Annotated in this window: 9 protein-coding genes, 1 tRNA gene and 2 rRNA genes (1 of these 12 cut by a window edge); all 12 read right to left on the minus strand. The window is 48.6% G+C overall.

Annotation, left to right across the window (positions count from 1 at the left end; genetic code table 11):
* Positions 1–243: 243 nt before the first annotated feature.
* Complete coding sequence (locus WG31_RS11880) at positions 244–1,557, minus strand: MFS transporter (RefSeq protein ID WP_063354660.1); 1,314 nt, start codon at positions 1,555–1,557, stop codon at positions 244–246.
* A gap of 402 nt (positions 1,558–1,959) precedes the next feature.
* A complete protein-coding gene (locus WG31_RS11885) occupies positions 1,960–2,712 on the minus strand; it encodes a maleate cis-trans isomerase family protein (protein ID WP_063354661.1) in 753 nt (250 codons plus the stop codon).
* Positions 2,713–2,805: 93 nt separating this feature from the next.
* On the minus strand, positions 2,806–3,600 hold the full coding sequence (locus WG31_RS11890; RefSeq protein ID WP_063354662.1) for an alpha/beta fold hydrolase: 795 nt from the start codon (positions 3,598–3,600) through the stop codon (positions 2,806–2,808).
* A 21-nt stretch (positions 3,601–3,621) separates the two neighbouring features.
* Positions 3,622–4,254: an isochorismatase family protein gene (locus WG31_RS11895; RefSeq protein WP_006115760.1), complete on the minus strand. Its 633-nt coding sequence runs from the start codon at positions 4,252–4,254 to the stop codon at positions 3,622–3,624.
* Positions 4,251–5,291, minus strand: a complete 1,041-nt coding sequence (locus tag WG31_RS11900; RefSeq protein ID WP_063354663.1) for a hypothetical protein — start codon at positions 5,289–5,291, stop codon at positions 4,251–4,253. The genes WG31_RS11895 and WG31_RS11900 overlap by 4 nt, the downstream gene beginning before the upstream one ends.
* A gap of 67 nt (positions 5,292–5,358) precedes the next feature.
* On the minus strand, positions 5,359–8,931 hold the full coding sequence (locus WG31_RS11905; RefSeq protein WP_063354664.1) for a molybdopterin cofactor-binding domain-containing protein: 3,573 nt from the start codon (positions 8,929–8,931) through the stop codon (positions 5,359–5,361).
* A complete protein-coding gene (locus WG31_RS11910) occupies positions 8,928–9,410 on the minus strand; it encodes a (2Fe-2S)-binding protein (protein ID WP_063354972.1) in 483 nt (160 codons plus the stop codon). Before WG31_RS11910 ends, WG31_RS11905 begins: the two co-directional genes overlap by 4 nt.
* A gap of 23 nt (positions 9,411–9,433) precedes the next feature.
* On the minus strand, positions 9,434–10,558 hold the full coding sequence (locus WG31_RS11915; protein WP_063354665.1) for an FAD-dependent monooxygenase: 1,125 nt from the start codon (positions 10,556–10,558) through the stop codon (positions 9,434–9,436).
* 306 nt (positions 10,559–10,864) lie between these two features.
* Positions 10,865–11,317 (minus strand): MarR family winged helix-turn-helix transcriptional regulator, encoded by a 453-nt coding sequence (locus WG31_RS11920; protein ID WP_063354666.1) that lies wholly within the window; start codon positions 11,315–11,317, stop codon positions 10,865–10,867.
* A 451-nt stretch (positions 11,318–11,768) separates the two neighbouring features.
* Positions 11,769–11,845: transfer RNA gene (locus WG31_RS11925), tRNA-Met, on the minus strand.
* 57 nt (positions 11,846–11,902) lie between these two features.
* Positions 11,903–12,018: ribosomal RNA gene (gene rrf, locus WG31_RS11930) — 5S ribosomal RNA — on the minus strand.
* A gap of 106 nt (positions 12,019–12,124) precedes the next feature.
* A 23S ribosomal RNA gene (locus WG31_RS11935) occupies positions 12,125–13,411 on the minus strand (it continues 1,456 nt past the right edge of the window).

Raw genomic sequence — 13,411 nt, forward strand, 5'->3', positions numbered from 1 at the left:
TCTTTTCGGTGTGTTGTGGTTCAGCAAATACCAAACTTGGCAATAACCCACCAAAAACACCACAACAGCCCATGAATTTTGTAGCACGACAGGAAAAAGAGACTGCGTGTAAACCCGTGTTCTGCATCACGTTATTTTCCTATTTGTGTCACGGAAACTTTGTTCCGGACAGTCCCATCACCTGTGGTTTTCAAGAACAGAACAAGAATTACTTGTTCTGAAAATGATATATAGAAAAAGAATTTATAATGACTTCATGCTGTTTTTCGGAATCATCAGAACCGAAAGTCCACCAAGAAGAACCAAGCCTGCAAAAAGCCAGATCACGCCGGACATATCCCCCGTAACACTACGGGCATATCCAACCAAAGCCGTTGCAAAAAATCCTGCTATATTGGCAATGGAACCCGCCAATGCCAGCCCAACCGCAGCGCTACTTCCCTTAAGCATAATGGACGGCAATACCCAAAAAGGTGGGAGCGCACCAAGAATACCCATATTGGCCGCTGTAATACAGGCAATAACAATAAATGGATTGCCCATGCACAACGGAATACACGCCATTGCAATACTGCCCACAACAATAGGAAGAACAATATGCCACCGGCGCTCACCTCGCTCATCGGAACTCCGCCCGATCAGAAACATACTGGCTACAGCACCAATTTGCGGAATAGCGCTGAGGCAACCAATTTGAAAGGTAGAACGAATACCATCATCATGCAGCAATGAAGGTGTCCAAAAAGCAATTGTATACAAACCCAGAAGTAACGTTCCATCCACAATGCCCAAAAGCCATACCCACGGGCTGCGAAATGCCGCACCAATACTAACAGAAAGACTAACCTTATCAGAAGGCAGCGGATTTTCACGACGCAGCCACTCACTTTCTGATGCAGTGAGCCATGTAGCTTTATCTGGTGACGTCGGCAGAAATAGAAAAACAGCTACCCCAATAAGGACCGGTGGCAATGCTTCCCAGAAAAAAAGCCAACGCCAACCTTCATAACCAGCTACACCATTCAGCCTGTCCATCAACAGGCCAGATACAGGGCCGCCAATCACACTGGCTAAAGGAATACCCGCCATAAAAGCCGCAGTGACTTTGGAGCGATACTGAGGAGGAAACCACAATGCCAAATAATACAGCACACCAGGCATAAAACCTGCTTCTGCAACACCCAATAGAATACGCAGAATATAAAACTGTGTGGGTGTATGCACAAACATCATCAGGCCAGAGCACAATCCCCACGTTACAAGGATACGAGCAATCCAGTTACGCGCACCAAATTTAACCAGCATCAGGTTACTGGGGACTTCGCACAAAATGTAACCAAGAAAGAATAGCCCCGTACCCAAACCATACGTAGCTTCACTCATCCCCAAATCAGAAAGCATACGCAGTTTGGCATATCCAACATTCACCCGATCTAGATAGGATGCCAAAAAACCAAGAAAAAGTAGCGGCAGAATACGCCACGCCATTGTACTAAAAAGCCTGTTCCCGCTTTGCTCGGAACGGCTTGTCTGCCCGGAAACAGCAACACTTCGCATGAGCACTCCAGATCACATATTACCAGCAAGAAACTTCCAACAAACAGCCCCACACCGCCCGAGAAATTTATTGCGATTCCGATATGATAAGATAGTCGCGTACACACCATAGTTGTAAAGATTATATTTCTTATTCGAAACATTATTTTCCGATGTGTCCTTTGCGCAACGCGCCAACACAGAAATTTTAGATGATTTCACTCACGCTAAATATTTTACAGACAACATAAATTGAGAAAATTATTATGTTCAAAAAATATAATAAATTACAAATGTTTTTGATATAAAAGAAGTAATAATATATATAATTAGCGTACACATCGCATTTTATAAAAACACATCTACTCACTTTTAAAATTTTTGATGGAGAGGAAAATACATGTAACCCCTCCACCAATAAGTTTAATATGCGCCAGAAAGAAGTGTACCACCCCCAGGTGCTACTGCTTCCAACTTCATGGCTTTAAGCATGGCATACGTTGTTGCTACAGCAGCACTCAAAGTCGGTTTGCCAGTTATAGCTTCCACAATAGATACAACGGGAAGCGAAGGCATCTGCACACAAGCCGAAACAATAACTGCATCAGCATCCTGATAACGTAAGCTCTTCACAATCTCCGGTAAACGCTGGCAATCATGACGCCCCACGTCCAGATTATCTGGAATTTCCAGCGCCACATAATCAATAACATCAATACCTTCGCGGCTGATGTAATCCACTACCAATTCCGTCAAAGGCCGCATGTAAGGTGCTACAACCACAATTTTCTTGGCGCCAAGAACCTTTAAGCCCTCAATCAGCGCTCCTGCACTGGTGATAACAGGCGCAGGATGTCCGTTTTCAACTGTTCGTTCATGTAGGCGCTTTTCGGAAACACGGTGATAGCCCGGCCCCATGGACATAGTGGCAACAAGGCAGGCATAACCCAGCACATCCAAAGCTGCATCACTCAGTTCAAACGCGCAACGGTCTGATTGCCCGTCCATGGCAGCCAGCTCATCCTTACTCACCGTTTTCATGCGCATACGTGCAGAATGAAACGTAAACCGTTCTGGCCGAATATTTTCACGCAGCTTTAACAGTGCAGGAATTTCCGTTTCCATTGTAATGTTGGAACTGGGAACAATCTGCCCGATACGATAAATTTTCTTCATCAGAACCTCTTGCGAAGACAATAAATGGGATCACCCATAAAAATGAGTGTCCCCTTAAAGTTCCTGCTTTATTCAGCAGTTTCAAATTTAGGGCTATTTTACAGTAACAGCGCTATAAAAGCCTTCTTCATTATCCCACGGGATCATATGTCCCGCGTTTTCAACGTGCACGATCTCAATAGCACTGTTCAAACTGGATATTTCAGCTTCATCTTCTTTCTGAATCACCCCACCGCGTGTTGCGACAACCAAACGAGCTGGCACCTTCAAATGTGGAAGGTCCAGATGGATGTCTTCCGTATGGAATTTTTCGAACGAAATGCGTGTTGCCAGTTCATCACAAGTATGCAGCCATTCAGCACGTAGTTGACGCTGTTCCTCTGTCCATGTCGGACAAAAACGCTGCATGTCTTCAGCACTCATCCCCTTACGGGAAAGGCGAATAGATTCTGTATACCAGTCTAGATTTGCAGGATAAGCACGCCGTCCGGGGCCGCTAACAGGAGGATCAACCAAAATAAGCTGAGCAAGATCTACTGAATTCTTGCGCGCAGCACGAATAGCAATACGTGCCCCCATGGAATGCCCCATGAGTGTAACATCCTTCAGACCAAGCGCTTTAATGAATTCCAAAACATCATCAGCATAGCTATCCAGATCATAATCTAGATCTGGCCCGGTTGAAGAAAGGCCCCGCCCACGTATATCAAGAATGTAAACATCATGATCCGCAGCAAGCCGTTCTCCTACAAACCCCCATGTAATGGCAGGGCTGGTAATGCCAGGAGCCAACACCAACGGCTTACCTTTACCACCATACCGCAGATAATGCTGACGAATACCGTTGGCATATACGTTGGCACCATAAAGAAATTTTTCTTCACTCATAACTCAATAATCTCCTGAATATTAATTAGAAATACGGGATAGCAGCGCATCCAACGGCATAACGTCTGCAACTTTCTGGGCCATATCGAACAGATTGGCCTCATGCGGGCCGATTGCACGATCTCCTACGCAATCTGAGATAACAACAGGGCGAAAACCAGCCTGCATGGCATCCAGCACGCTTGCACGTACACAACCCGATGTTACACAACCCGCCACCACCACAGTCTGCACACCGTGGCTTACAAACCAAGCTGCAAGCGGTGTGCCTGCAAATGCAGAAGGCACCGTTTTACGCACAACATATTCACCCGGCACCGGCGCAAGTTCAGGCACAATAGCCGAAGCCGGATTATTTTCCGTAAGCCCCAACATGGAGGGAACCTTTAGGGAAAAAATATTCGCATCAGCACCATCATCCGCAAAAATGATGCGTGAATGCGCAACTTTCCAACCTTTCTCGCGCGCAAATGCAAGTAGATCCTGCGTACGTTCAATAGCCTGCGGAATATTCCCACCGCCAAATGCTTCCGGATCAGCAAAACCATTGACAAAATCAATGATTAACAGGCCGACACCTCCAACAATGCCGATCTCGTTACCAAAACCCTGTTTCTGATATCGTGCCTCATCACGCATATCTTCTGTTGTCATTTGGATTCTCCAACCAGTTTACCATTTTGCACCACGGCTTCATCATCCAGCATTACTGTGCAATCACGCATGGGAATATCAATATGGCAGGCAGTATCACGATCACCACCAGCTTCATTATTAGGGCCAGTGGACCATAGGAAATTACCGGCACAAGCACGCGGATCCATGCCAATACTTGCCTCTCGATCATAGAACCCCATCACAGACCAATGCGCACGGTTCTGTAGTCCCCAGCCTATGTGCGAAACCGCAAAAACTTCGGGGTCATGAAAACTTTCCATGTAATCACGCAGGTGATCAGCTTCAAAACCACCTTCAATAGCGCGCACGTAGCCTTTTTCCAGATGACACGTAATAGGGGCCGTAATGTAACTTTTCTGCGGCAGAAGAATATCCCCTGGCGCCAGCACAATCTTGCCTTCAGCCGAGCCTTCATTTGCCCATGTTGCCAAAAAACCGCTTGGCCAATGGTCCCATCTTCCCGGTTTATCTACAAAACCGTATTCTTCCAGAATAGGATATTCACCCAACGCAAACGTAGCGTCCGTGCCTGCTGCAGATGTTACTTTCATAACTTTGGCAGCTTTGAGCCGTGCTGAATTCTTCAGCACGCGCGTACGATCCTCGGCTGTAGGCGTCATACGCACCAACACATCTGGTGGTTCTACTACCAGCAGAATACGCCCACCAGCATCTAAAATCTCATGTTGTTCAGCAGAGAAAAGCAATGTCATAAGATCCAGAACAAGATCACTGGCCTTTAACATTTCCACTGCGGCCCTGTTACCAGTAAGTGGTGTTGTGCCAACATAAGCTAAAGGATCTCGTGAAAGAGACGTTCCACCATTGGTAGGTTGCAAATCAAGCCGATTAGCAATGGCACCTTTTTCCTGCACCGCAAGAAGAGCGCAACGTAAGGTCTGTGCATTTGTTCCTATTGAGGTCAGGATTGTAACGCTCTGGCCGCTATGTAAATTACAAAGTTCCAGAACCTGACGCCATGATTGGACGAGTTCAAAATCACTTACGGGCATTGGAATGTTCCCCTAAAAAAGGCGTTCCGGTGTGACGCTGCTGGACAAAAGGCAAAAGACACATGGCTTAGTGCCCTCCTTCCGCACGAATACGCGCAACCCGAGCAACAAGATCGCTCCATTCCCCTTTTTCCGGAGCCATGGTGCGACGCAGGAAGGCCACGACTTCCGCAATCTGCCGATCAGAGAACAGGTTACGGTAAGCTGGCATCATGTTGGCTGCCTGATGTGCTGGTGATGGTGCACCATCAAGCACCACACGAATAAGATTATCTGGTGTATCGGCCCATACATTACTGTTCAGCGCCAATTGAGGGCGTGCTCCATACAGATGCGTCCCTTCCCCTTCATGACACACTGCACAGCCTGAATTGTAGATACGTGCCCCTTCCCCTTTCTCCATGGATTGAAGATCTGCAGTGCGGGTCAGTATCTGTTGTCGTAAGGCTGGTGCGCTCTCTGCCGTTTGCCTTGTATCAAAAGAGGCAATGTAATGGGCTATAGCCCGCACATCTACATCTGGCAGGTCTTCCATGGCGTGCACAACGGGTGCCATAGGGCCTCCAGCAGGGCCATGATTGGGACTGAAGCCAGTACGCAAATAGGCGTAAAGATCATCTTCGCTCCAGGGCAGTGGAGAGCGTGACAGTGTAGATAATGCTGGTGCAACCCAACCTTCGGCTTCTCCTCCAGCCAGATAAGCTGTTTTCCAGCGCTCTGCCCCCAAAGCATTCCGTGGCGTATGGCATGCAGAACAGTGACCCAAACCTTCCGCCAGATATGCTCCCCTATTCCACTGCTCTGAACGGTTCTGATCCGGCACAAACGGCGCTGTGCTATGGAACAGCATATTCCACCCGGCCATGGAAAAACGTAAGTTATACGGAAATTTCAATGACGTTTTGGGAAGCTTCTGCTCTACAGGTTCCTGCGACATCAGGTAAGCGTAAAGCGCCTGCATGTCTGCATCACTTGTTTTTGCAAATGCCGTATAAGGAAAGGCCGGATACAAATGCCTTCCATCACGGCTAATTCCTTCACGCATGGCGCGTTCAAAGGCTGCATAAGACCATTGGCCAATACCTGTTTTAGGATCTGGCGTTAGGTTAGTAGAATAAATCGTGCCGAATGGTGTTTCCAACGCAAAACCACCAGCATTTTCCTTACCGCCCGGGATTGTATGGCAAACAGCACAATCTCCCGCTGCTGCAACCTGTTTGCCTTTAGCGATAATTTCCGCAGAAAACATACCGGGCACTGGGGGTGCAACTGGAGCGATAGGTGCACGCCATGGCAAAACTGTTGCTAATGCACTGCCTGCCACAACCAAAGCCGCCCCTAACCCAGCCTTACGTAGCAAGCTTTTCCATCCCTGGCTTGCCATAGCCGGACGGGCACCTTCTCCATGAAAAGACAACGGCGCTAAAGGTACAACAGAAGAGCGCTCTAACGGCCCCAATACCTCATCCAGACGCGTTTTGACTTTTTCAGGTGTAAATGGAACATCCCGAAAACGCACGCCAGTAGCAGCATATATTGCATTTGCAATAGCTGCGGCACTAGGCACGGATGCAGACTCTCCTGCTCCGAGAGGGGGCTCCTCCGGGCGATTCATAAGTACCGGATTGATTTCAGGAATATCTGGAAATTGAATAATCGGATATCCGCCCCATTCCCGGCTTTCTACACCTTCATGGTCGAACTTAACCTGCTCTGTCAGCACACGGCTTGTGGACTGCACCACATTGCCATGCAGTTGGTGGCGAATACCGGCCGGATTGATCATCAACCCAGCATCTTGCCCGACCACAGCACGCGTCACGCTTACTTCACCTGTAAGGCGATCAACTGCAACATCAGCTACCCATGCAGACCATGCAGCCGGCTTGCCAGGGAAAGGCCCATGAACATACAGCGCATAGGCCAATCCACGCCCGCGCAGGATACGTTCCTTTGGATCAACCTGAGGCGGTTGCGTACGCGGTTCCCATCCAGCTTTTGCCGCTGTTGCCTTAAGAAGTTCTGCAGCACGTGTATCTGGAAGATAACGCAGGCGATACTCCAGCGGATCTACGCCTGCCTCTGCCGCCAGTTCATCAATATAGCTATCGTGCGCAAAGCTGTTGGGCAGTGCAGATACACCACGAAACCATGAAGCACGCGCCAAAGGCGGCATATCTTTTACTGTAACCCGTGCATTCGCATAATCATAAGGAGGGATAGACGTTCTATCCCCCATCTGAGCTACAGCAGGTACTTCCGCAGGCACTTGCCTAGTCAGCACCAGCGCCAGCAATGGCGATACATTGGAAGGGTAACTTGTATCTAAATTATAAGCGACAGGCGCACCATTAGCATCCAGTCCACCTTCAATACGCACAAGCTGGGCCGCGCCTTTAGGTTCCCAAACATGTTCCTGAGCACGAGAAAGCTGAACCCGAACAGGCCGCCCAACTGCGCGAGAAAGAAGAGCGGCATCCCCCCCCACATCATCCGCACAATTCCGCCCGTAACACCCTGCTGCTTCGTGACGAATAACTGTTACGTTGGTAACAGGCAAATCCATCAACAACGCGATATCGGCTTGCAACATATGCGGATTTTGCGTGCCAGACCAAACTGTCAGGCTACCTTCATGCCAAGATGCCACAGAGCAAGAAGGCCCAATAGAGCCATGCATCTGATAAGGCCAATGGTATTCGCGATCTAGACGATGGGAGAGTTTACCCAACGTCGCATCCACATCTCCACGATCCAAAACAACGCGAGGCTCGTACGGGTTAGCCCGTATCGCTTCTATCGGATCTGAAAGATCTGGTACAGCAACTGGTGCCCACGTAACTTGTAACGCTTCTGCCGCTGCAATTGCCTGTTCTTCGCGCTCAGCAACCACCCCGACAAAATCACCAATCACCACTACATCCACAAGGCCCTCAATATGGGCCACAGATGCACGGTCCACCTTTAATAACGAACGCCCTACAAACGGACCATGATCATAACCCGCATAGGGAGGCCGAATAACACGACCATGCAGCATGCCCTCTACACGCACATCATGCACATAAACCATGCGGCCCATTACTTTATCTGGAATATCGACCCGCGGATGACTGCGGCCCACCAGACGATATTCAGATGGAGGCTTCACCGGCGTAGTTTCATCCAATTCCTCACGGATTTGAACACCACGTACAATATCTCCCATCCCCCAGTTTGTTATTCCGGACAAAGATCCTGTTAACTTCCCATTGCGGAAAGATAATGATTCAACAGGGGAGTTTGTAAGTTGTGCAGCACGTTGTAGCAGCAACTTGCGTGCCTGCGCCGCTGCCCGACGTAACGGACGAGATGAAACCTGAATGGTCTCACTTGCAATTGTCGCCCCTTGATCAGGGGTACGATCTGTATGCCCCAATACCATCCGGACATATGTAGGATCTGCATCCAGTTCTTCTGCTACAATCTGAGCCAGAGAAGTTGCAATACCTGTCCCAAGATCTACATGCCCACAAAACCCTAAAATCTGACCGTTTTCATCAACCTGAACCAGCACCTCATCACGTGGGATAAATTCTCCTCGTGCAGAAAGCCCTTGGGGAGGAAGTGATTTCCGGAATATCTGGAGCACACCGGTCATTTTCCGCTATCCTCCTTTTCTAATCCGGCTGCAATTCGTGCAGCACGCATAATTTCTACATGAGTACCACAACGACAAAGATTATAGCGCAGGGCAGCCTTTAATGCGTCTTCATCGGGATTGGGGGTCGCGTCTAAAAACGCCCGCAGCGTCATGACCATACCGTTCAGGCAATAGCCGCACTGCGCTGCCTGTGCTGCAACCACAGCCTTTTGCACAGGATCACTTCCATCTGGAGAAAGGCCTTCCAGTGTCACAATGTTTTTACACTTTGCTGCAGCGTTTAACGAAACCACACAACTCCGTGCAGCTTTCCCGTCCATTAGCACCGTGCAGGCACCACATGCCCCTAAACCGCAGCCATATTTGGGGCCATTCAGCCCCAAATCATTGCGCAAAACTGTAAGAAGTGGCGTATTCCCGACTGCCGTAATGGTATGACGGCGGCCATTAACTGTTAGAAAGACGCTGGCTGCCATAACGCCCATCCTCTTTTCTACGCTTATTCGATTGTCAGATCGTAGATATTGTCACCGTAACACCAGTAAGGATCTTCAGGCTGCCGTAGCCATGTATTGGCATTGGAAATGCTCTGAACTTTGGTCGCACGCTCTTTTCGTGCTTCATGATAAGAACGGAATGTACGTTCCAGATCCTTTGTACCTAACTCAGTAAGGCACCGGGCCAAAACAGCTGCATCTTCCACTGCCATAGCCGCCCCTTGCGCCATATGCGGCTTCATTGGGTGGCAAGCATCTCCCAGCAATACAGAACGACCTTGATACCAAACAGGCAATGGTGCACGCGTTTTAAGCGGCCATTTCGTAACAACATCAGTCGCGTCGATATAGCCCTGAACCATTGGATGGAAGCCCTTGAATGCTTCACGCAACGCTTCACGTGAGCTTGGCAACTGTCCAGCACGAGAAGCCCATTCTGCTGGCTCCCCTGTTACCAGGTAGAACTCATCTTCGTTCTTATCAAGATAATAGCACACGATATGCCGATCAGCAGACCACCACTTCGCGTTCAGGTCAGCTCCCAAGCTCTTGGCGGCTGCACCCGGAATAATGGCACGATGTGCAATCCATCCGGTATAAACAGCCTCATCCAAACCGAAGATTTTTTCGCGTACACGTGAGTTTATACCGTCAGCACCAATAAGGATATCAACCGTTTCTGAAGCGCCGTTTTCGAAATTCAGTGTAACGCCGTGACCATCATCTGTAAAATCGACCAGTTTGTGAGCCCATTTCACACGTTCCGAACTCACACAATCCAGCATAGCTTGATGCAGATCACCACGATGAATGGTAATATAAGGCGCACCATAGCGTCCCCGTTCAGCATTAAGCGGAATCTTGGCCATAACTGTGCCGTCGTCCCACTTACGGCTGAGCCAATAATCAGGAAGACATGAAATTTCTTCTAGCTTTTTATCGAGACCATCTAAAGTGGCGAGAATTTTAAGGACGTTGGGACCAAACTGGATGCCCGCACCCAGCCGAGAAAAAGCGGGAGCCTGATCAAACAGAACAACATCAAAACCAGCTTTCTCCAGCAGCCCTGCTGCTGCAACGCCACCAAGCCCTGCCCCTGCAATGCCTATACGAACTCCACCTGACATATTAACTCTCCGACCAGCAGTAAAATTACAGACTTAATAGCGTATACGCGATATATGAATGTTCAGGGAGGAACGGAAAAACGTCAAGATAATAATTTCATTATCGTTACGTTTTTTTATAACATATTGATTTTTAGAGTTTTATTATTCTTTGCTCTTCGTGCAAAATAGCATGAGACTTTCAAATTACGAAAATCATCAGAATTTTAAAGCATTAAAACCAGTTATATTTTTATGATTTTCTATAACAACAGATGTAGCCGTAGCGTATTTCTCTGCCATCAATGAGATGCCAATATGACAGCATTATACTTCAAAATGAGATAACTTCTGTAAAATATGGAGCACAGCAATCTGCTCACACTCATTTAACGGAGACAACGTTATATCAGTCACCTGCCGTGCTACAGGAGTGGTCTCATGTAAAAGTTGTTCACCTTCAGGCATGAGCGAAACAAGTTTCTGCCTACGATCTTGCTTACTCTGTTCTACCTTCAACAACCCACGTTTTTTTAGACGCGATACAATGTCACGCAATGTCGCATGATCAATCGCAGCTTCATGGCTAATCTGAACCAAAGAAGCCTGACCAAGTTTATGGGTGGTAACCAAAACAGCAAATTGCGCAGAGGTAAGATGTTGGTCTGGAATATGCTCCTGAAAAATAGCTGTATGACGCTGATAAGCACGCCGTAACAGAAAACCAACTTGTTCATCCAAGGCATAATTCTGTTCAGATTTCTTTTTATTATTCTTCATATCACATTTCCCTTAAGTATATTTTGATAAAAAATAACATTTAAATTTCTGTTGTTCGATATACACTTTTATACATAATCTAGCCTTCAGCTCAGCTTAAAAAACTAATCTTATGAGAGTTCCTATTTCTACTAGCATGTTTTCTCCCTAATCGGCTCAAATAATCTTTAATAAAAGCCGTATGAGTCATTCAAAGCAAGAAACAGGGACTTTAATGGGACTGAATAGAAATTATAGATGTTAGACAAATCATTTAAAATAAGGTTCGAATCCCGCCGCGGACACCATTATGTATTTTTCTAGTGATTTAGACGCCTGTTGAGGCGGGTCATATATGCAGCACCCCGCCAAGCCTAGGGATCTAGCTGGGCTTGCATTGCAAGTTGGTGTGTTGGAACGCCAAAAGGCGGCTTGCGCCGCCTTTGAAGTCATTGATTTTATTTAGTAATTTTGGTTGCGGGGATAGGATTTGAACCTATGACCTTCAGGTTATGAGCCTGACGAGCTACCGGGCTGCTCCACCCCGCGGTTGTGATTGTGTTGAAATTTGTAGGGGTAGTAAGTTTTGGAAGGGTGGATTGGAAGACCTGGCGGCGACCGACTTTCCCGTGGCTTAAGCCACAGTATCATAGGCGCTGGGGGTTTTCACGGCCGAGTTCGGGATGGGATCGGGTGGATCTCTCCCCGCCATGGCCACCAGGTCATCCAGTCCACCCTGTAAGGGTGTGTGGAAGACGGTTGGTAGAAGAAGTAGGCGTATATATGGATGATTTCTGTGCACGGGCTGTCCTTTTAAGGGGACAGTAAGAGAGTGAGCCTATTGGGTGATTAGGACCAGTTAGCTGCACGTGTTACCACGCTTTCACACCTGGCCTATTAACGTGGTGGTCTACCACGACCCTCAGGGAGACCTAGTTTTGAGGTGGGTTTCCCGCTTAGATGCTTTCAGCGGTTATCCCTTCCATACTTAGCTACCCGGCGGTGCCGCTGGCGCGACAACCGGTGCACCAGAGGTATGTTCATCCCGGTCCTCTCGTACTAGGGACAAATCCTCTCAAGTCTCCAACATCCACGGCAGATAGGGACCGAACTGTCTCACGACGTTCTAAACCCAGCTCACGTACCACTTTAATCGGCGAACAGCCGAACCCTTGGGACCTGCTCCAGCCCCAGGATGTGATGAGCCGACATCGAGGTGCCAAACCTCCCCGTCGATGTGGACTCTTGGGGGAGATCAGCCTGTTATCCCTAGAGTACCTTTTATCCGTTGAGCGATGGCCCTTCCACGCGGGACCACCGGATCACTATGGCCGACTTTCGTCTCTGCTCGAGCTGTCACTCTCGCAGTCAGGCGGGCTTATGCCATTGCACTCAACAGCCGGTTTCCGACCGGCCTGAGCCCACCATCGCGCGCCTCCGTTACACTTTGGGAGGCGACCGCCCCAGTCAAACTGCCCACCATACAGGGTCCCGGATCAGGCTAACTGACCACGGTTAGACATCAGAAAAATTCAGGGTGGTATTTCAAGGATGGCTCCACAGGAACTGGCGCCCCTGCTTCAAAGCCTCCCACCTATCCTACACAGAATGTCTCTGATGCCACTGTAAAGCTGCAGTAAAGGTTCATAGGGTCTTTCCGTCTGACCGCGGATACCCCGCATCTTCACGGGGAATTCAATTTCGCTGAGCCGATGCTGGAGACAGCGGGGAAGTCGTTACGCCATTCGTGCAGGTCGGAACTTACCCGACAAGGAATTTCGCTACCTTAGGACCGTTATAGTTACGGCCGCCGTTTACCGGGGCTTCAATTCAGCGCTCTCACACCTCCTCTTAACCTTCCGGCACCGGGCAGGCGTCAGACCCTATACGTCGTCTTTCGACTTCGCAGAGTCCTGTGTTTTTAATAAACAGTCGCTACCCCCTGGTCTGTGCCACCCGCCAATGGTTGCCCACCAACGGGTCTCGCTTATCCCGAAGTTACACGAGCAATTTGCCTAGTTCCTTCAGCATCGTTCTCTCAAGCGCCTTGGTATTCTCTACCAGTCCACCTGTGTCGGTTTCGGGTACGGTCTATACGCCAGAGCTATTTCCTGG

It is taken from the genome of Acetobacter oryzifermentans, assembly GCF_001628715.1.
In the GTDB taxonomy this organism is placed as follows: Bacteria; Pseudomonadota; Alphaproteobacteria; order Acetobacterales; family Acetobacteraceae; genus Acetobacter; species Acetobacter oryzifermentans.